Here is an 18,806-nt window from a genome sequence, read left to right on the forward strand (position 1 = left end):
GGCTCTCAAGGGTCGAAGCGGTAGCCCATCCCCGGCTCGGTGATCAGATGCCGGGGGCGGGACGGATCCGGCTCCAGTTTGCGGCGCAGCGCCGACATGTAGATCCGCAGGTAGTTCGTGCGGTCCTCACGCCCGGGACCCCAGACGTCGCGCAGCAGCTGGGCACCGGTCAACAGTCTGCCCGGATTGCGCAGCAGCGGCACCAACAACCGCCACTCGGTCGGCGTGAAGTGCAGCGGCTCGCCCTCCCCCGAGCTCGGCACGGCGGTGTAGGAGTCGAGGTCGACGGTGAAGTCGGCCACCTCCACCGTCTGCCGCCGTAATGGCGCGGTGGCCGGGCGGCGCAGCACGGCGCGCAGCCTGGCCAGCAGCTCATCCATGGAGAACGGTTTCGTCAGGTAGTCGTCGGCGCCCGCGTCCAACGCCTCGACGGTGACCGCCGGTCCGCTGCGTCCGGACAGCACGATGATCGGCGCGGAACTCCAGGCCCGCAGGCCCTCGATCACCTCGACACCGTCCACGTCGGGCAGGCCCAGGTCGAGGACAACCGCGTCCGGTGGGCAGCGCGAGGCCAGGCGCAGCGCGGTGGTGCCGTCCGGCGCGGTGGCCACCGCGTAGTGCCGGGCCTTGAGGTTGATGCCGAGGGCGCGCAGCATCTGCGGCTCGTCGTCGACGATCAGGACGCGCCTCATGCCATCACCTCGTCCCGCACCGGGTGCGCGGCGGGCAGCGAGACCACCATGGTCAGCCCGCCGCCAGGGGTCTCCTCCGGGGTGAGCGTGCCGCCCATCGCCTCGGTCAGGCCCCGGGAAAGCGCCAGGCCCAGGCCGAGACCGGCGCTGTTGTCGGTGTCGCCCATGCGCTGGAACGGCTCGAACGCCCGCTCCCGCTCGGCCGGTTGGAGGCCGGGGCCGCGGTCCACCACCCGTATCTCCACCCAGGGCCCCAGCGCGCTGGCGCTGACCGACACCGGCTTGCCGGACGGCGAGTGGCGTACCGCGTTGGCCACCAGATTGGCCAGCACCCGTTCCAGCAGCGGCGGATCGGCGAGCACGTCGGCCGCCTCCTCAAGTCCCGGGGCGAGCACCGGAACCGAACTTTCCGGCAGGGTGTCCAGGGCCAGCGGCAGCACCTCCGCGGGCGCGGTCGGCCGCAGCCGCAGGGTGAGCGCCCCGGCCTGGAGCCTGCTCATGTCGAGCAGGTTGTCCACCAGCCGGTTGAGCTTGGCCAGCGACTCCTCGGCGGTGGCCAGCAGTTCCTCGCGGTCCTCGTCGCTGAAGTCCACGTCCCGGCTGCGCAGCCCGCTGACCGCGGCCCAGCCGCTGGCCAGTGGGGTACGCAGATCGTGGCTTACCGCGGCCAGCAGTGCGGTGCGCATCCGGTCGGCGGCCTTGACCGGCTCGACCTCGGCGGCGGCCTCTGCCAGCCGGGCGCGCTCCAGCGCCGCCGCCAGATGGGCGGCGAAGGCGGTCAGCACACGGCGCTCGGAAGCGGCCAGGGCGCGTCCCTTGAGCAGCAGCAGGCTGTCCGGACCGATCGGGATGCTCAGGTCGGCCTCGCCGCTCGGGCACGTGGGCTCGTCGCCGGAGCGCCGCACCAGGACGGCTGACGCCATGCCGAAGGTCTCCCGGGTCAGGTTGAGCAGCGCGGAGACGGCCTGGTCGCCGCGGAGGATGTGCCCGGCGAGCGAGGAGAGCGTCTCCGCCTCGGCGGTGGCGTTGGCCGCGCGCCGGGACAGCCGCAGCGAGCGGTCCACGATGGCGGCGACGATCACCGCGACCACGGTGAACGCGGCCAGCCCCAGGATGTTGTTGGGCTCGGCGATGGTGAACTCGCCGATGGGCGGGATGAAGTAGTAGTTCAGCAGCAGCGAGGCGCTGATCGAGGCGAGCACCGCGGAGACCACCCCGCCGATGCACGCCACCGCGACCACGGTGGTCAGGAACAGCAGCGTCTGACTGGTGAGGTTGAGGTGCAGCGGGTGCGAGGCGGTGCGCAGCAGCACGGTCAGCAGCACCGGCAGGACGATCCCGGCGACCGGTCCGGCCACCCGCCGGGAGACCGGCAGCGAGTTCCCGGGCAGCGGCAACACCCGTCCGCCGCCGGCCCGTTCATGGGTCACCATGTGGACATCGATGTCGCCGGACAGTTCCACCGTGGTCTCGCCCACACCCTGTTCGGCCAGCAGGCGGCGCAGCCGACTGCGGCGACTGGTACCGACGACGAGCTGGGTGGCGTTCTCCGCGCGGGCGAACTCCAGCAGCGCGGTGGGCACATGGTCGCCGACGACCGAGTGGAAGGTGCCGCCCAGGCTCTCCACCAACTGCCGCTGCCGGGCCAGCGCGGCCGGTGAGGAGTCGGTGAGGCCGTTGCTGCGCACCACGTGAACGGCCAGGAGATCACCACCGGAGGAGCGCGTGGCGATCCGGGCTGCCCTGCGAATAAGCGTTTCTCCTTCAGAGCCGCCTGTGAGCGCGACGACCACTCGCTCCCGCGTCTCCCACACCTTGCCGATGCGGTGCTCGTAGCGGTACTTCTGCAGCGCCTCGTCGACCCGTCCGGCGACCCACAGCAGCGCCAGCTCGCGCAGCGCGGTCAGATTGCCGATCCGGAAGTAGTGCGAGAGCGCGGCGTCGATCTTCTCGGGCGGATAGATGTTGCCGTGCGCCATGCGGCGGCGCAGCGCCTCGGCGGGCATGTCCACCAGTTCGATCTGTTCGGCGCGGCGGACGATCTCGTCGGGCACGGTCTCCCGCTGCGGCACGCCGGTGATCTTCTGCACGACGTCGTTGAGCGACTCCAGATGCTGGATGTTGATCGTGGTGACCACGTCGATCCCGGCGGCCAGCAGTTCCTCGATGTCCTGCCAGCGTTTGGCGTTGCGCCCGCCGGGCACGTTGGTGTGCGCGATCTCGTCGATCAGGGCGACCTCGGGGCGGCGCTCCAGCACGGCGGGCAGGTCCAGCTCGGTGAAGTCGGCGCCCCGGTAGGCGCGTTGGGCCCGGGGAATGACTTCCAGGCCGTCCAGCATCTTCTCGGTGTGCGGACGGCGGTGGCATTCGGCGAGCGCCACCACCACGTCCTTGCCGCGTCCGGCGCGGCGCCGTCCCTCGTCCAGCATCCGGTACGTCTTGCCCACTCCGGGCGCCGCACCGAGGAAGACCTTCAGCTTGCCGGGTGGGACGGCGCTGTGCACCACCGGGAGCCCCTCCTTGTGTTGTCAGGCGTCGTGCCGCCCTTGTGCCGTCAGTCGTCGTGCCGCGCGGGAGGGCCGGTTCCGCTGGCACTCGTGGCGTGCTGCCCGTCGTTCGTAGAGTGCTGCCCGGGTACGCCCATCACCGTTGCCGTTAGCGGGGTCCTTACACGATGACGTGACTCCTTGACGGCGCCTTGACGCGATACGGCCGATAGGGTGAGGGACGGAGCGCCGGGAAGTCTGGTCGGCCGGGACGGGAAGTTCCGAGATCTCGGTCAGGAGCGAAGGCGTGCACGGTGTTGGGACGGTCCTGTTCCTGGTGGTCCTGGCCACCGTGGTGGCGACCGGCGCCAGACGTTGGAGTATCCCCCGCGCCCTCCCTGTTGGTGGTGGCCGGACTCGGTGTGGCGATGCTGCCGGGGGTGCCGCAGATCAGGGTGACGCCCGACGTCATCGGCCTGGTGGTGCTGCCGCCGCTGCTGTACGCGTCCGCCGAGGAGATGTCCTGGCGGGTGGAGCACGCCCGCGAGCGGCTCGGCGAGGAGGAGCGGGACCGCACGACGGCGGACGCGTATCGTCAGTTGCGTATCGACGTCATAGCGGTCGAGACCGCCGAGTTGCGGCGGCTGTACGACATCAACCGGATCAGCGACACCACCCGGCGGCGCGTCCAGCGCCGCCTCGACCTGGAGGAAGCCCGACTGGGCGAGGGCTGACCCCGACCCCGGCAGCCGTCGACCCGGCCCGGCACTCCCCGATCCGTACCGCCGCCGTCCGGTTGCCGCCCAGCTGACCTGGGGAGTCTACGAAGGTGACCACCGTCCCGAAGCTCACCAAGCCCCGCCGCCGCAGCCCCGGCGCGACGCGGCGCCAGGACATGCCGCCCCGGGACGCCCGCCACCGGCCCTCGCTCGCCTCGCCCTGGTGGCGCGGGGCCGCCGCCGTCGCCGCCGGAGCACTGCCCGCCTTCGCCTTCCCGGCGCCCGCCCTGTGGTGGCTGGCCTATGTCGCCCTGGTACCGCTCACGCTGCTGGCTCGCTCGGCGCCCACCCGGCGCCGCGGAGCGCTGGACGGCTGGCTGGGCGGAACCGGGTTCATGATCGCCGTGCACCACTGGCTGCTGCCCAGCCTCAGCGCGTTCATCGTGGTGATCGCCGCGCTGCTCGGACTGATGTGGCTGCCCTGGGGCTGGCTTACGCAGCGGCTGCTCGGCGGGACACCCGGGCTCGGGAGCGTACTGGCGGCGCTGGTGCTGCTGCCGTCGGCGTGGCTGCTGGCCGAGATCGTCCGCTCCTGGCAGTACCTCGGCGGTCCATGGGGGCTGCTGGGAGCCAGCCAGTGGCAGGTACCGGCCGCGCTACGGCTCGCCTCCGTGGGCGGGGTGTGGCTGCTGAGCTTCCTGCTGGTGGTGGTGAACACCGCGGTCGCGGTGCTGGTCGCGGTGCCCCCGGCGCGCCACGCGGCGGTGGCGGCGCTGCTGGCCGTGGCGCTCGCCGGTACGGCGGTGTGGTTCTGGGTGCCCGCGGCACCGCGCACCGGTGCCGTACGGGTCGCGGTGGTGCAACCGGGGGTGATCGAGAACCCCATGGACCGGTTCGACCGCAGCGCGCAACTTACCGCCCAACTGGCCGGAACGCATCCCGATCTCGTGGTGTGGGGGGAGAGCAGCGTCGGCTTCGACCTGACCGCGCACCCGGCGCTGAGCGCACGACTGGCCGCGCTGTCCCAGCGGGTCGGAGCCGACCTGCTGGTCAACGTGGACGCGCAGCGCGCCGACGGCCGCGGCATCTACAAGACGTCCGTACTGGTGGGTCCCGGCGGCCCGACCGGGCAGAGCTACGACAAGATGCGGCTGGTGCCGTTCGGCGAGTACATCCCGCTGCGCTCCGTGCTCGGCTGGGCCACCAAGGTCGGCAAGGCGGCCAGCGTCAACCGGCACCGCGGCACCCACCAGGTGGTGATGGACGTCGGTGCGCTCCGCATCGGCCCGCTGATCTGCTTCGAGACGGCCTTCCCCGACATGAGTCGCCATCTGGCCGACATGGGCGCCCAGTTGCTGGTGGCGCAGTCCTCCACCTCGACCTTCCAGCACAGTTGGGCACCGGCCCAGCACGCCTCGCTGGCGGCGCTGCGCGCGGCGGAGACCTGGCGGCCCATGGTGCACGCCACGCTCACCGGCATCAGCGCGGTCTACGACGCCCGCGGCGGCGAGGTCGGCCCCCGGCTCAGCACGTCGAGCAGCGCCGCCCACGTCTACACGGTTCCGCTGTCCAACGGCCGCAGCCCGTACGACCGGTTGGGCGACTGGGTGATCGAGCTGTCGATCGGTCTGCTGGTGCTGAGCGGCTGCTACGAGGGGTACCGGGCGGTCAGGAGGACTGCTGCAGGGCGGCGGTGACGATCCGCTCGCACAACTCGTGGGTCAGCAGGTCGCCTTGGGCGCTGAGCACCCTGCCGGTGCGCACCGAGTCCAGGAAGGCGAGGGTGATCTGCTCGATGCCGCGCTGACGGGCCACCGGCACCCAGTCACCGCGCCTGCGCAGGCTCGGCTGCCCCTTGTGGTCGATGATCTCCGCGAGATTGATCACCTGGCGCTTGCTGTCCTGGCCCATCACCTCCAGGACCTCCTCGCTGGAGCCGCTCATCCGGTTCATGATGCCGAGCGCGGTGAAACCGTCGCCGGACAGCTGCAGCACCACATGGTGCAGCAGACCGCCTTCGGACCGGGTGCGGATGTCGATCTGCTCGATCGTGCCGGGGGCGAGGAAGCGCAGGGTGTCGACGACGTGGATGAAGTCGTCGAAGACGAACTCCCGTGCCGGAGCGGCGAGTCCGACCCGGTTCTTCTGAAGGACGATCAGGTCGCGCGGATGGTCGAGGCACTGCGCGTAACCGGGCGCGTAGCGGCGGTTGAAGCCGGTCATCAGGCTCACCCCGCGCTGCTCCGCACGGCGCACCAGCGCTTCGGCGCCCGCGTAGTCGTCGGCCAGCGGCTTGTCGACGTAGACCGGGACCCCGGCGTCGACCAGCGCCCCGGCGATCTCGGCGTGCACCGCGGTGGGGGCGTGTACGAAGGCGGCGTCGAGGCCCTGGTCGATGAGCGCGCGCAGATCGGTGTACCGGTGGTCCGCCCGGATGCGGTGGCTGTCGCCGATCCGGTCGAGCGTGGCACGGCTACGGGTGTGCAGGTGGGGGTCGACGCCGGGCAGTGCGGTGAGCACCGGCAGATAGGCCTTCTGCGCTATGTCACCGAGGCCGATGACGCCGACCTTGAGCGGCCTGCCTGTTGGTGCCACTGGTCGTCTCCCGTGTCCGGCGGTACGGATCTTCCCTTCTGAGCAGCATATGTGCCCTGCCCGGCGGCGGTACGGGGCAGGGGCGGCGGGCGGAGCCGACCGCGGCGCGCCGCGGAAAATACCAGGAAGTCTGGCCGTCGGCCGCGCCATGATGACGACCATGACAGCGATAGAGCGAACCGATACGCCCACCACCGCGGACGAGCGCACCACCTTGGAGGCGATGCTGGACTACCACAGGGCGACCCTGGCGATGAAGTGCGAGGGACTGTCCGACGAGCAGTTGCGCACCGCCACCGTTCCGCCGTCGGAACTGACGCTGCTCGGCCTGGTGCGGCACCTGGCCGAGGTGGAGTGCGGCTGGTTCCGCAACGTGCTGGGCGCGGAGGACGCCAAGCCGCTCTACTACTCCGACGAGGACCGGGACGGCGAGTTCCACGACCTCGACAGCGCGGACACCGAGGAGGCCTTCGCCACCTGGCGGGAGCAGATCGACCGCGCCAGGCGACTGGCGGCGGCGCACTCGCTGGACGACACCGGGACCCGCCGGGGCGGCGGCACGTACTCGCTGCGCTGGATCTATGTGCACATGATCGAGGAGTACGCCCGGCACAACGGGCACGCCGATCTGATCCGCGAGCGCATCGACGGCGTCACCGGGGAGTAGGGCGGCCACCACCGCCGCGCGGCCCACGATGCCCGCGCGGACGTGTACGCGGCGCGGGGCGCCGATCACCCCTGCGGGGAATGGCCAACCGCCGTGCCACGGGCCAGAGTTGGGCAGGTGCGCCGATTTCCCGCAATGGTCGTCATCGCGGCGGCGGCCGCCCTGCTCACCGGCTGCGTCAACGTCTCCGAACGGCCCGACCCGCCGGGCCGTCCGGCGGCGCCGCGGCTACCGGCGATGATGCGGATCGCACCACAGCCCGCCCGCGAGGAGCTGACCACCACCGAGCCGACGCCGGGGGCTTCCCCCTCCCCTCCCGCCCACCCCGCCTCCGCCACACCGACCCCGGCGCCCCACGGCCGGGCCGGTGACGGGGCTGGTGGCGCCGCCATGGCCGAGCCACCGGGCGGGGGGCAACCGGGGGCGCCCGCGGGAGACTTGGGGTCTCCCCCGGCCCCCGCGCTCCCCCCACCCCCCGTGCCGCCGCGTGCCGCGCCGCGGCTGCACCCGCGACCGGCGCCGCCTCCCCCGCCGCCGACGCATCACGACGAGCCGGCACCGGCGGCGCCGCCGGTGAGGCAACCCGCCGGGAGCGGCGGTGTCTGCGGGCTCGGCGAGACCTACGGCCGCTGGGCGACGGACAGCCCAGCGGACCGCATCTGCCGCCAGACCTACGGCAGATGACCCCGGGCTAGCGCGGATGGTCCGGTCCGGCGGCCCCGGCCAACCGCAGCTCCAACCGGTCGAGCGCGGCGCGGATCCCGTCCCCGTAGGCGTCGTCGGAGAGCGCGTCGGAGGTCTGCCACGCTCTGCCGAGGTAGTCACGCGCTATGTCGTTCCTGCCCAGCTTGTGGTAGTCCGAGGCCAGATTGAGATACAGCGACGGGTAGAAGCCGCGGATCGAGAGCACATGGCCGTGCCATGCGACATCGTCCCGGTCGATCTCGTTGGCGGCGCCCAACGCCCGCAGGTCCCAGGCCAGTTCGTCCTCCGGATCGTCCTGGGTGTCCGCCATGTAGTGGGCGAGGGTGCAGCGGTGCAGCGGTGATCCGTCCTCGGCGATCTCCTGCCACAGCGTGGCGAAGCGACTGCGCGCCTCCTCGCGGTCGCCACCGTGCAGCAGCATGATCACTTGCCCGATGCGGGTGGTCATCTCGTCCGGCATCGTCGCCTCCCGTGGTCGCGCGGTTGCCGTGTGTCGTGGTTACGACGCTAGCGGGAGGGTCTGACAATCACCGTGAAAGGCGAGACCGCTGAGGCGGTGAACGGGGCACCGTGGAATTGCGCGGTCGGACCGGAGCGCGCAATTCCGTCGCGCCGACAGCGAGGAGCGCAGCCATGAAGCGGCATGTGACCGGCACCTTCACCTTCTCCGGATGGGCGCAGGACACCTCGGCGGAGGCCGAAGGCGGTACCCGGCTCGCCCGGGCCTCGGTGGCCAACACCTTCACCGGCGCCCTGGAGGCGTCCGGGGTGGTCGAGTACGCGCTCGCCTACACCGGTCCGACCGAGGGCGTCTTCTGCGGCTACGAGCATCTGACCGGTTCGGTGGAGGGCCGCCGGGGCTCCTTCGTGATCGAGCACCGGGGGCGGTTTGCGGGCGGCGCCGTGCACTGCGCCCTGACGGTGGTCCCCGGTTCCGGCAGCGGCGAGCTGGCCGGGATCACCGGGGGCGGCAGCTTCATCGCCCGGCACGGCGAGCCCAGCACCACCTACGCCCTCGACTACGGCCTGGGCTGACGCCTCGCACCGCGCCGGGCACCAGCCCCTGGGCGGTGCGGCTACTTGGCGGGTACGCCGAGGTCGGGGAGCCGCCAGTCGATCGGCGGGTGGCCCTGGGCCGCCACGGCCTCGTCGATCTGGGTGAACGGGCGGCTGCCGAAGAACTTCTTGGCCGACAGCGGCGACGGATGCGCGCCCTGCACCACCACGTGCCGCTCGGTGTCGATCAACGGCAGCTTCTTCTTGGCGTAGTTGCCCCACAGTACGAACACCGCCGGGTCGGGACGCTCGGCGACGGCCTTGATCACGGCGTCGGTGAACTTCTCCCAGCCCTTGCCCTTGTGCGCGTTGGCCTCGCCCTCGCGTACCGTCAGCACCGCGTTGAGCAGCAGTACGCCCTGGCGTGCCCAGGGCATCAAGTATCCGTTGTCCGGTACCGGATGCCCCAGTTCGGCCTGCATCTCCTTGAAGATGTTCCGCAGCGACGGCGGGGTCTTCACCCCGGGCCGCACCGAGAAGCACATCCCGTGCGCCTGGCCCGCCCCGTGGTACGGGTCCTGCCCCAGGATCAACACCTTGACCTGCTCGTACGGCGTCGCCTCCAGGGCGGCGAACACCTCGTCGCGGGGTGGGAACACGTTGTGCTGGGCGCGCTCCTTCTCGACGTACTCGGTGAGCTCCTGGAAGTAGGGCTTGTCCAACTCCTCGCCGAGGACGGCCTGCCAGGACTCGGGCAGCATGCTGGGCACGTCAAGGACCTCCGGTGCGTGTTCCGTTACTCACCACAGAACGTACCGGCACCCACTGACAACGGCGCCGCCGCGCCCCCAACGGTGAGGGGGCGGTACCCGGCGCACCGCCCCCTCACCCGCCCAGGTGGCGGCCGCTCAGGCCACTCCGGCCTGGAGGAACAGGCCGCCGTCCACCACCAGCGTCTGGCCGGTGACCCAGCCGGCCTGGTCGGAGAGGAGGAACGCGGCGGCGCCCGCGATGTCCTCCGGTACGCCGAGCCGCTTGAGCGGGTATCCGGCCGCCGCCTCCTCCTCGCGACCCTCGTAGAGGGTCGCGGCGAACTTGGTCTTGACGACGGCCGGGGCGATGGCGTTGACCCGTACGCCCGGTGCCAGTTCGGAGGCGAGTTGCAGCGTGAGGTTGATCAGCGCCGCCTTGCTCATGCCGTAGGCCCCGATGAACGGCGACGGGGCGAGTCCGGCGACCGAGGCGATGTTGACGATGGCGCCGCCGTGCTCCTTCTGCCAGGCCTTCCAGGTCTGCTGGGCGAAGCCGAGCGCGGAGATGACGTTGGTCTCGTAGACCTTGCGGGCCACCGCGAGGTCGAGTTCGGCGATGGGCCCGAACACCGGGTTGGTTCCGGCGTTGTTGACCAGGAAGTCGACCCGGCCGAAGGCCTCCATGGTGCGGGCCACGGCTTCCGCTTGGTGGTCCTCGTCGTGTGCCTTGCCCGCGACGCCGATCGCCCGGTCGGCGCCGAGTCGGTCGACGGCCTCCTTGAGGGCGTCCTCGTTCCGTCCGGTGACGCACACCCGGTCGCCGCGGGCGACGAGTGCCTCGGCGACGCCGTAGCCGATACCGCGGCTGGCGCCGGTGACGATCGCGACCCGGCCGCTGTCTGGCTGAGTGGTCATGGTGCTGGGTGCCTTTCCCTCGCGTCTGCTGTGTGTGCGCCGTTGTCAGTCGAGCGGGCCGCCGGCGACGTAGAGCACCTGGCCGGAGACGAATCCGGCCTGGTCGCTGGTGAAGAACGCGATGGCGTTGGCGATGTCCTCGGGCTGGCCGACCCGCTGGACCGGGATCTGGCTGGCGGCGGCCTTCTGGAAGTCCTCGAAGTCCATGCCGACGCGGGCGGCGGTGGCGGCGGTCATGTCGGTGGCGATGAAGCCGGGCGCCACGGCGTTGGCGGTCACGCCGAACTTGCCGAGTTCGATGGCCAGGGTCTTGGTGAAGCCCTGGAGCCCGGCCTTGGCCGTCGAGTAGTTGACCTGGCCGCGGTTGCCCTGGGCGGAGCTGGACGAGAGGTTGACGACCCGGCCGAACTTGGCGTCCACCATGTGCTTCTGCACGGCGCGCGTCATCAGGAAGGCGCCGCGCAGGTGCACGTTCATCACGGTGTCCCAGTCCGACGCGCTCATCTTGAACAGGAGGTTGTCGCGCAGCACACCGGCGTTGTTCACCAGGATCGTGGGCGCGCCGAGTTCCTCGGCGACCTTGGTGACGGCGGCCTCCACCTGTGCTTCGTCGGAGACGTCGGCGCCCACGGCGATGGCCCTTCCGCCCGCCGCGGTGATCTTCTCGACGGTGTCCTTGCACGCCGCCTCGTCCAGGTCCAGCACCGCGACCGCGCGGCCCTCGGCGGCCAGCCGCACGGCGGTGGCGGCGCCGATGCCGCGGGCGGCCCCGGTGACGATCGCGACGCGTTGCTCGGCGGACAGGGGCTGCTCGCTGGTGGACATCTGCTCTCCTCGCCCTAAGGTGCGGCGCCACATGTGAGCGACCGCTTAGTACGTCCCGTGCACGAAACCGTAGGAGGGTGGTGACCCACTGTCAACGGCCCGGCGTCAGATGTGGCTCAGGGCACGGGCCGACCGGGCCGTCGGCTCAGCGCACCAGCAGGTCGAGCAGCCGGTCCGCGTCGGCGGCCGGGTCCGCGGTCAGACCGGTGTGGATGGGGCCGGGCTGGACGACGGTGCTGCGCGGCGCGGTCAGCCAGCGGAACCGGCGGCCGGGGTCGTCGCCCGCCGCCTGCCCGGCCAGCTCCCCGCCCGCGCAGACGCACTCGACGGCGCGCAGCGCGGAGCGCACGGCGGCCACGTCGGCGTCCGGGTCGAGACAGCGCAGCCGTGCCTCGTCCAGGTGGATGCGGGCGGCGACGAAGGACCGGGCCCTGCAGTACACCAGGACACCGGCGTTGATCTGCTCACCGCGTTCGACCCGCGGGACGACGCGGACCAGCGCGTACTCGAAGACGTCACGGGCGGTCATCGGCCGTCCTCCTGCCGCGATCCGGCGGCCTTGCCCTCGACCCAGGTGCGCAGCCACTCCGGTGGCGCTTCGGCCTTCTTCGGCGGCGCGGACAGCCGGATCCGGTCGTGGATGGTGGCGGCCCGGTCGCCCAGCACGTCGGCGTAGGCGCGGCGCACCGCGTCGGCCGTGCCGAACCCCGGTTCGTCCAGCAGCCACTCCTGCGGGATCAGGGCGGTGACCTCGCGCAGCAGCGTCTCGGTGATCCGCGGTGCGAGTTCCGCGGCGGCCGCGGCCAGTTCGGCGGCGGTGACGAAGCGGGCGAGCGCGTGGTCGGTGGCGTCGTACGGCTTGGCGGCGGAGGCCTGCGCGCCCTTCCAGTTGTGGTGCCAGATCAGGGCGGCGCCGTGGTCGATCAGCCACAGTTCGCGGTGCCAGATCAGCATGTTGGGGTTGCGCCAGGAGCGGTCGACGTTGTTCACCAGCGCGTCGAACCAGATGACGCGTGCGGCCTGGCTCGCGTCCACCTCGAAGGCGATGGGGTCGAAGCCGACGGAGCCGGGCAGGAAGTCCATGCCGAGGTTCAGCCCGCCGCTGGCCTTGAGCAGGTCCTGTACCTCGGTGTCGGGTTCACCCAGCGCGATGACCGGGTCGAAGTTCAGCCGTACCAGCTCGGGCACCCGCAGTTCCAGCCGCCGGGCGAGTTCACCGCAGACGACCTCGGCGACCAGCGCCTTGCGGCCCTGCGCCGCACCGATGAACTTCGCCACATATGTACCCAGATCGTCGGCCTCGACGATTCCGGGCACCGATCCGCCCTCACGCAAGGGCGTGACATAGCGGATCGCGGTCACTTCAGGAAGCATTGGCCCAGGTTACTGGGCACAAGGGCATGCCTTCGACGGATATATGAGGTGCCCGGCGACGGCCGTTCTGCCATGGTCCGCTCATGGTCGCCTTCGACTCCGCGGAGTTTCCCAGCCAGTTGGCCCGTACCGGACGCTTCACCTATGGCGCGCCCCGCGCGTTCACCGTGTCACCCGACGGCGAGCGGGTGTTGTTCCTGCGCAGCCGGGCGGGAGATGACCCGGTCTGCTGCCTGTGGATGTACCAGGACGGCACGGAACACCTGCTGGCCGATCCCGCGGAGCTGGACGCGGGTGACGCGGAGCTGCCACCCGAGGAGCTGACCCGTCGCGAGCGGGCCAGGGAGCGCGCCGTGGGCATCGTCGGCTACGCCACGGACGCGGCCGTGCGCACCGTCGCCTTCGCACTGGGCGGACGGCTGTGGACGGTGGACACCGCTCACGGCACACCGCGTCCGGTGCGCACGGTCGGACCGCTGGTCGATCCGCGGCCGGATCCGACCGGCGCGCGCATCGCCTATGTGTGCGGCGGTGCGATGTACGTCGTGGAGCTGGACGGCGGTACGAACCGGATGCTGGCTCGGTCCGAGGGACCGCACATCGGCTATGGCCTAGCCGAGCACGCGGCGGCCGAGTCCATGGGGCGGTCACGTGGTTACTGGTGGGCGCCGGACGGCTCCCGGCTGCTGGTCGCCAGGGTCGATGAATCCGCCGTGCAGCGATGGTGGATATCCGATCCGGCCCACCCCGACCGTGCCCCGCGTTCCATGGCGTATCCGGTGGCTGGCACCGCCAACGCCGAAGTGACCCTGCACATCGTGGACCTGGCCGGCGGCCGCACCGAAGTGGCCTGGGACCGGGCGGCGTTCGAGTACGTCGCCGCCGCCGTGTGGGACGCGCACGGCCCGCTGGTCACCGTGCAGAGCCGGGACCAGCGCACGGTACGGGTGCTCGAAGTGGATCCGGAAACCGGTGCGACCGCGCTGGCACACGAGCAACGCGACCCCGCCTGGGTGCAGTTGGTGCCCGGTACCCCGGCGCGCACCGCGTCCGGCCGCCTGGTGCGTGCGGACGAGCGGGACGACACCCGGCGGCTGTCGATCGGTGACGGCGCGGTCACGCCCCCCGGACGGCAACTGCGCGAGGTGCTGGGCGTCAGTGGTGAACGGGTGCTGTTCACCGCGAGCGAGGAGCCCACCGAGGTGCACGTCTGGTCCCGTGATCCCGAGGAGGGCCTGACGCGGCTGAGCACCGAACCCGGAGTGCACACCGCCGCGTTGGGCGGCCGGACCGTCGTGCTGGACAGCCGTACGGCGGACGGCCGCGCGTTCACCGTGCTGCGCGACGGCCAACCGGTCGGCACTGTCGCCTCGTTCGCCGAACGGCCGGTGGTCACGCCCCGGATCAGCTGGCTGCGCACCGGGGAACGGGGCATCCGCACCGCGCTGCTGCTGCCGTCCTGGTACGCGCCGGGCACCCGGCTTCCGGTGCTGCTGTGCCCGTACGCCGGGCACGGCATGCAGCTCGCCGTGGCCACCCGCGACTGGTGGCTGTGCGAGGCGCAGTGGTTCGCCGAGGCCGGATTCGCGGTGGTCGTCGCGGACGGGCGCGGCACGCCCGGGCGCGGGCCGCGCTGGGAGAAGGCGTTCCACGGTGACAAGCTCAGTGCGGCTCTTGAGGACCAGGTCACCGCGGTGCTCGGGGCCGCCGAGCACTGCCGGGACCTCGACCTGACGCGCACCGCCATCCGCGGCTGGTCGTACGGCGGTTATCTCGCCGCGGCGGCTGTGCTGCGGCGGCCGGACGTCTTCCACGCGGCGGTGGCCGGCGCCGCGCCGTTCGACCAGCGGCTGTACGACACCCACTGGCAGGAGCGGTTCCTCGGCCACCCGGACGAGCAGCCGGAGAACTACGACCGCTGCTCGCTGATCGCCGACGCGCCGCGGCTGCGCCGCCCGCTGCTGCTGGTGCACGGACTCGCCGACGACAACGTGACCGCCGCCCACACCCTGCGGATGTCCGCCGCGCTGCTGGCCGCCGGGCGGCCGCACACCGTACTTCCGCTGTCCGGTGTATCGCACGCGGTGCTGGGCGCCCGGGCCGTCGAGCGGCTGCTGTTGTTCCAGCGGGACTTCCTGCGCGACGCGCTCGGCCGCACGGATGGCGCGGGCCGTTGAACGCGAGTGGCCCGCGAGCCGTATGGGAAGGGGCGTCGGAACGGCGCGCCGCCCGACGCACTTGGCGACAACCTCATCGAAGGACGTGACGCATGGACCACCAGACTTCCGGCTCCCCGGTATCCACCTCCCGCCGCACCGTGGTCGCGGCGGCCGGGGCCGTCGGCCTCGGCGCCGCACTGGCGGCGTGCGGCGGGTCCAACAACTCGGCCTCCTCCACGCCCTCCCAGGACAGCAGCAGCCAGGCGTCCGGCTCCTCGTCGGCAGCGGGTTCCTCGTCCGCACCGGCGGGTGGCAACGGCGGCGGCACCACGCTGGCGAAGACCTCGGAGATACCGCAGGGCGGTGGAAAGGTGTTCCCGGACAAGCAGGTGGTGGTGACCCAGCCGACCGCCGGAACGTACAAGGCGTTCACCGCGGTCTGCACCCACCAGGGCTGCACGGTCAACCAGGTGAAGAACGGCACCATCGACTGCCCGTGCCACGGCAGCAAGTTCCACATCGCGGACGGCAGCGTGGCCGAGGGCCCGGCCACCCAGCCGCTGGCGCCCACCAAGATCACCGTCGAGGGCGGTTCAGTGAAGCTGGCCTGACCCGCGCCAACTGGCCAGCAGGGCCTCGGTCGTGGTGACCGTCGCGACCAGCGCCAGGGTGTGCCGGAGCATAGCGGCCGCGTAGTCGGCGGGCACCCCGGCGACGGCGTCGGCGGGCACGACGGCCGTGTAGCCGCGATTGACGGCGTCGAACACGGCGTTGGGCACCGCGACGTTGAGCGATACCCCGGTGATGACGACGGTTCGGACGCCGAGGTTGCGCAGCAGCGCGTCGACCTCGGTTCCGGCCAGCGGCGACAGGCCGTGCAGCCTGCGGACGACGAGGTCGCAGGCGGCGACGGCGATCTCGTCGGCGAGTTCGGTGGCGGGCGTTCCGGCCAGTTGCCGCACCGGGCGGCGTTCGGCCGCCCGGAACAGCGGTGCGTTGCGGCTGGCGCCGAGGCCGTCCGGGCGACGCTCCGCGACGGCGTGCAGCACGGCCACTCCTGCGGCGCGGGCGGCGTCCGCCAGGGCTGCGACCCGGCCAAGCGTGCCGTCGGCGCGTACGGCGACGGCCAGCTCCGGCAGTGCGCTGCCGGGGCCCACGACGCCGCGCTGGCATTCGACGGTGAGCAGCGCGGTGTGCGCGGGTTCGACCAGCGCGGCCAGTGGTTCCCGTTCCGCCATGGCGTTCCTCCCGGCCCGACCTACCGTTATCCTGACGCTACGTCAGATTTCGTGGTGAGGGGAAGGCGTCGATGAGCACCGCACAGCGGCGCGGCCGCAGGATCATGATGTCGCCGCGGGAACTGGACAGTTACCTCGCCGGGCAGCGCACCTGCCGGGTGGCCACCGTCTCGGCGGACGGCACGCCGCATGTCAGCGCGCTCTGGTTCGCGTGGGACGGCGCCGCGCTGTGGCTGTACTCCCTGGTGCGCAGCCGCCGTTGGGCCCACCTGCTGGCCGACCCGCGGATCGCGGTGATCGTGGACGACGGCGAGGAGTACGGGGAACTGCGGGGTGTCGAACTCTGCGGCACCGTCGAGTTCGTCGGCGAGGCACCGCGCACGGGGGCGCCGTGCGCGGAACTCGCCACTCCGGAAGGGCTGTTCGCCGCGAAGCACTTCGGCCTTGCACGCATGCCGCACGACGGCCGCCACGGGTGGCTCCGGCTTACACCGGAACGCATCGTTTCATGGGACTTTCGCAAGCAGTGAGCCCTTCGGACTGATTTCTCCGGCTGGAGGGTGCGGGTTGTTGGGCGCCGCCGTCCGCACGATCCGGCCGTCGCGCGGGACGGCCATACGGCCGCCGAGCCCGCCGTCCGATCTGCTCGCCGTCACGGCGGGGTGGTTCTGGGGCACCCCAACCCCCGCGTGGGACCGGTCACACCCCGACACCTTCCCCCCGAAGGGCTACCGCTCGGCGCCCGCTCGGCGGAGGGCCTCCACCGCCGCCCTGATGGAAGGGCGGCGGTCCGCGTCGGCGCGCCAGGCCGCGTAGACGTGGCGGCGCATGGTGTGCCGGACCGGCACGATGCTGACGCCCTCCGGGACCGGGCCACGTCCCAGACGCGGGGTGATCGCGACCCCCAAACCGGCGGCCACCAGCGCCAGTTGGGTGTGGTGCTCCTCAGCCGCGTGCGCGATGCGCGGCTCAAGCCCCTTGCCCCGCAGGGTGAACACCAACCACTCGTGACAGAACTCACCGGGCGGCCAGCCGATCCAGTCGTCACCGGCGAAGTCCTCCAGGTCGCACCACTCCCGCCCGGCCAGCGGATGCCCACTGGGCACCGCCACATCGGCGACGTCGTCGAGCAGTTCGGCCTTGGCCAGTCCGTCCGGCAGCGGAAGGGGCTTGTTGTACCAGTCGAGCACCACCGCCAGGTCGATGTCACCGCGCATCAGCCGCGGCACCGCCTCCTGGGGCTCCATCTCCTCCAGATAGGGGCGCAGTTGCGGATGCTCGTCCCGCAGCGCGGCCAGCACCCGAGGGAACAGTCCGCGCGCCGCGGTCGGGAAGGCCCCGATGGCCAGCGTCCCGACCGGCGCCCCGCGGTGCGCCTCAAGGTCGGAGTGGGCCAGCTCGACCATGGACAGGATGCGGTCGGCGTGACCGGACAGCAGCCGTCCCGCATCGGTCAGCCGCACCCCGCGGCCGTTCTTGGCGAGCAGTTGCTGACCGGTCTCCCGCTCCAACTTGCCCATCTGCTGGGAGATCGCGGACGTGGTCACATGCAGCACGTCGGCCGCGGCGCTGACCGACCCGTAGGCGTCGATGGCGTGCAGGATACGCAGGCGCTCCAGACTCAACATATAAGAAACACTACGCCATCATTCTCACGAAAACTCACTTGTCCTAAGAGATGACCTCCCGGCATCCTGCTTGCCATGAGCGCCACCACGAGTTCCGCCGCCACCTCCGCCTCGCCCGCTTCCGGCTCCCCCACCGCCGCCTCCCCTGTGAGTGACCCCGCACCCCGCCGCCGTGCGGTGGACTGGCGGATCCGGTTCCTCGCGCTGGCGCTCATCTGGGGGTTCAGCTTCCTGTTCATCAAGGTGGCCACGGAGGCGTTCGCCCCGCTCCAGGTCACCCTGGGCCGGATGGTCTTCGGAACGGCGGTGCTGGTCACCGTGCTGGCCGTCAAGCGCCAGCGGCTGCCGCGCGCCGGGCGGGTGTGGGGCCATCTGCTGGTGGCCGCCTTCCTGCTCAACGCCCTGCCGTTCTCCCTGTTCGCCTACGCGGAGTTGACCATTCCGTCGACCTTGGCGGGCATCTGCAACGCCACCACCCCCCTGTTCAGCATGCTGCTGTCGGTGGTCGCGCTCGCCGAGGACCGGCCGACCCGGCGCCGCTTGGCCGGGGTCGGGCTGGGCTTCGCCGGCGTGCTGACGGTGCTCGGCGCCTGGCAGGGCTTCTCCGGGCAGGACCCGCTGGGCACCTCGCTCGCGCTGATCGCCTCGGCCAGCTACGCGGTCGGCTGGATCTACGTGCGCCGTACGCTCGCCAACACCGGCGAGTCCAGTCTGTCGCTGTCCGCCGGGCAGCTGGCCCTGGGCACCCTCCAACTGGCCGTGGTCACACCGCTGTTCACCTCGCCGCCCAGCTCGTTCCCGATCGCCTCGGTGCTCTCGGTGGTGGCGCTCGGCGCGCTGGGCACCGGCCTGGCGTTCCTGGTGCAGTACGGGCTGGTGCAGGAGGCCGGCCCGACCATCGCGACCATGGTCACCTATCTGGTCCCGGTGGTCGCCACGACGGCCGGTGTCTTCCTGCTGGGCGAACACCTCACGTGGAACGAGCCGGTGGGCGCGGTGATCGTGCTGATGGGCGCGGCCCTGACCCAGACCCGGTCACGCTGAGCGGCACACCG

At 71.7% G+C, this 18,806-nt stretch carries 19 protein-coding genes and 1 pseudogene; 9 read left to right on the forward strand and 11 right to left on the reverse strand.

Annotated elements, in window-relative coordinates; genetic code table 11:
- Window positions 1-5: 5 nt before the first annotated feature.
- Window positions 6-692: a response regulator gene (locus tag P3G67_RS21120; RefSeq protein WP_276094850.1), complete on the reverse strand. Its 687-nt coding sequence runs from the start codon at window positions 690-692 to the stop codon at window positions 6-8.
- The gene (locus tag P3G67_RS21125; protein ID WP_276094851.1) at window positions 689-3,199 is read right to left on the reverse strand and encodes a sensor histidine kinase; all 2,511 of its coding nucleotides are present in this window, start codon (window positions 3,197-3,199) and stop codon (window positions 689-691) included. Before P3G67_RS21125 ends, P3G67_RS21120 begins: the two co-directional genes overlap by 4 nt.
- Window positions 3,200-3,485: 286 nt before the next feature.
- Between P3G67_RS21125 and P3G67_RS36095 the strand changes: the two are divergent.
- Both P3G67_RS36095 and lnt read left to right on the forward strand, forming a co-directional pair.
- Window positions 3,486-3,708, forward strand: a pseudogene (locus P3G67_RS36095) (Na+/H+ antiporter); the annotation flags it as partial.
- A 365-nt stretch (window positions 3,709-4,073) separates the two neighbouring features.
- The gene (gene lnt / locus P3G67_RS21135; RefSeq protein WP_276094887.1) at window positions 4,074-5,594 is read left to right on the forward strand and encodes an apolipoprotein N-acyltransferase; all 1,521 of its coding nucleotides are present in this window, start codon (window positions 4,074-4,076) and stop codon (window positions 5,592-5,594) included.
- Here the strand turns inward: lnt and P3G67_RS21140 are convergent.
- Entirely contained in the window at window positions 5,566-6,492 is a 927-nt protein-coding gene (locus P3G67_RS21140) for a Gfo/Idh/MocA family protein (RefSeq protein WP_276094852.1), read from the reverse strand. The two genes, lnt and P3G67_RS21140, sit on opposite strands and share 29 nt — an antisense overlap.
- Window positions 6,493-6,652: 160 nt before the next feature.
- On the opposite strand from P3G67_RS21140, the gene P3G67_RS21145 reads away from it, so the two are divergent.
- Window positions 6,653-7,159 carry a DinB family protein gene (locus tag P3G67_RS21145; RefSeq protein WP_269857164.1) on the forward strand — a complete coding sequence of 169 codons (507 nt, stop codon included), beginning with the start codon at window positions 6,653-6,655 and terminating at the stop codon, window positions 7,157-7,159.
- A gap of 117 nt (window positions 7,160-7,276) precedes the next feature.
- The gene (locus tag P3G67_RS21150) at window positions 7,277-7,843 is read left to right on the forward strand and encodes a hypothetical protein (protein ID WP_276094853.1); all 567 of its coding nucleotides are present in this window, start codon (window positions 7,277-7,279) and stop codon (window positions 7,841-7,843) included.
- Window positions 7,844-7,850: 7 nt separating this feature from the next.
- On the opposite strand, the gene P3G67_RS21155 is transcribed toward P3G67_RS21150, so the two are convergent.
- A complete protein-coding gene (locus P3G67_RS21155; protein WP_269857162.1) occupies window positions 7,851-8,324 on the reverse strand; it encodes a hypothetical protein in 474 nt (157 codons plus the stop codon).
- A gap of 173 nt (window positions 8,325-8,497) precedes the next feature.
- Here P3G67_RS21155 and P3G67_RS21160 point away from each other — a divergent pair, with 173 nt between their 5' ends.
- A complete protein-coding gene (locus tag P3G67_RS21160) occupies window positions 8,498-8,899 on the forward strand; it encodes a DUF3224 domain-containing protein (RefSeq protein ID WP_276094854.1) in 402 nt (133 codons plus the stop codon).
- A 41-nt stretch (window positions 8,900-8,940) separates the two neighbouring features.
- Here P3G67_RS21160 and P3G67_RS21165 read toward each other — a convergent pair whose 3' ends face one another.
- The 5 genes from P3G67_RS21165 to P3G67_RS21185 form a co-directional block, all read right to left on the reverse strand.
- Complete coding sequence (locus tag P3G67_RS21165; RefSeq protein ID WP_269857349.1) at window positions 8,941-9,621, reverse strand: uracil-DNA glycosylase; 681 nt, start codon at window positions 9,619-9,621, stop codon at window positions 8,941-8,943.
- Window positions 9,622-9,768: 147 nt separating this feature from the next.
- On the reverse strand, window positions 9,769-10,527 hold the full coding sequence (locus tag P3G67_RS21170; protein WP_276094855.1) for an SDR family oxidoreductase: 759 nt from the start codon (window positions 10,525-10,527) through the stop codon (window positions 9,769-9,771).
- 45 nt (window positions 10,528-10,572) lie between these two features.
- A complete protein-coding gene (gene fabG, locus P3G67_RS21175) occupies window positions 10,573-11,352 on the reverse strand; it encodes a 3-oxoacyl-ACP reductase FabG (RefSeq protein ID WP_269857159.1) in 780 nt (259 codons plus the stop codon).
- A gap of 145 nt (window positions 11,353-11,497) precedes the next feature.
- Window positions 11,498-11,881, reverse strand: coding sequence for a DUF3037 domain-containing protein (locus tag P3G67_RS21180; RefSeq protein WP_276094856.1), 384 nt, complete (start codon window positions 11,879-11,881; stop codon window positions 11,498-11,500).
- Window positions 11,878-12,726 (reverse strand): HipA family kinase, encoded by an 849-nt coding sequence (locus tag P3G67_RS21185; RefSeq protein ID WP_276094857.1) that lies wholly within the window; start codon window positions 12,724-12,726, stop codon window positions 11,878-11,880. Before P3G67_RS21185 ends, P3G67_RS21180 begins: the two co-directional genes overlap by 4 nt.
- A gap of 83 nt (window positions 12,727-12,809) precedes the next feature.
- Between P3G67_RS21185 and P3G67_RS21190 the strand changes: the two genes are divergently transcribed.
- Both P3G67_RS21190 and P3G67_RS21195 read left to right on the forward strand, forming a co-directional pair.
- Entirely contained in the window at window positions 12,810-14,903 is a 2,094-nt protein-coding gene (locus P3G67_RS21190) for a prolyl oligopeptidase family serine peptidase (RefSeq protein ID WP_276094858.1), read from the forward strand.
- A 92-nt stretch (window positions 14,904-14,995) separates the two neighbouring features.
- On the forward strand, window positions 14,996-15,496 hold the full coding sequence (locus P3G67_RS21195) for a Rieske (2Fe-2S) protein (RefSeq protein WP_276094859.1): 501 nt from the start codon (window positions 14,996-14,998) through the stop codon (window positions 15,494-15,496).
- Here the strand turns inward: P3G67_RS21195 and P3G67_RS21200 are convergent.
- The gene (locus P3G67_RS21200) at window positions 15,479-16,123 is read right to left on the reverse strand and encodes a cysteine hydrolase (RefSeq protein ID WP_276094860.1); all 645 of its coding nucleotides are present in this window, start codon (window positions 16,121-16,123) and stop codon (window positions 15,479-15,481) included. The two genes, P3G67_RS21195 and P3G67_RS21200, sit on opposite strands and share 18 nt — an antisense overlap.
- A 71-nt stretch (window positions 16,124-16,194) precedes the next feature.
- Here P3G67_RS21200 and P3G67_RS21205 point away from each other — a divergent pair, with 71 nt between their 5' ends.
- Window positions 16,195-16,653, forward strand: a complete 459-nt coding sequence (locus P3G67_RS21205; RefSeq protein ID WP_276094861.1) for a pyridoxamine 5'-phosphate oxidase family protein — start codon at window positions 16,195-16,197, stop codon at window positions 16,651-16,653.
- A 198-nt stretch (window positions 16,654-16,851) separates the two neighbouring features.
- On the opposite strand, the gene P3G67_RS21210 is transcribed toward P3G67_RS21205, so the two are convergent.
- Complete coding sequence (locus P3G67_RS21210) at window positions 16,852-17,751, reverse strand: LysR family transcriptional regulator (RefSeq protein WP_276094862.1); 900 nt, start codon at window positions 17,749-17,751, stop codon at window positions 16,852-16,854.
- A gap of 75 nt (window positions 17,752-17,826) precedes the next feature.
- Between P3G67_RS21210 and P3G67_RS21215 the strand changes: the two genes are divergently transcribed.
- Window positions 17,827-18,795 (forward strand): DMT family transporter, encoded by a 969-nt coding sequence (locus tag P3G67_RS21215; RefSeq protein ID WP_276094863.1) that lies wholly within the window; start codon window positions 17,827-17,829, stop codon window positions 18,793-18,795.
- Window positions 18,796-18,806 lie beyond the last annotated feature (11 nt).

The organism is Streptomyces silvisoli, assembly GCF_029269905.1.
GTDB lineage: Bacteria > Actinomycetota > Actinomycetes > Streptomycetales > Streptomycetaceae > Streptantibioticus_A > Streptantibioticus_A silvisoli_A.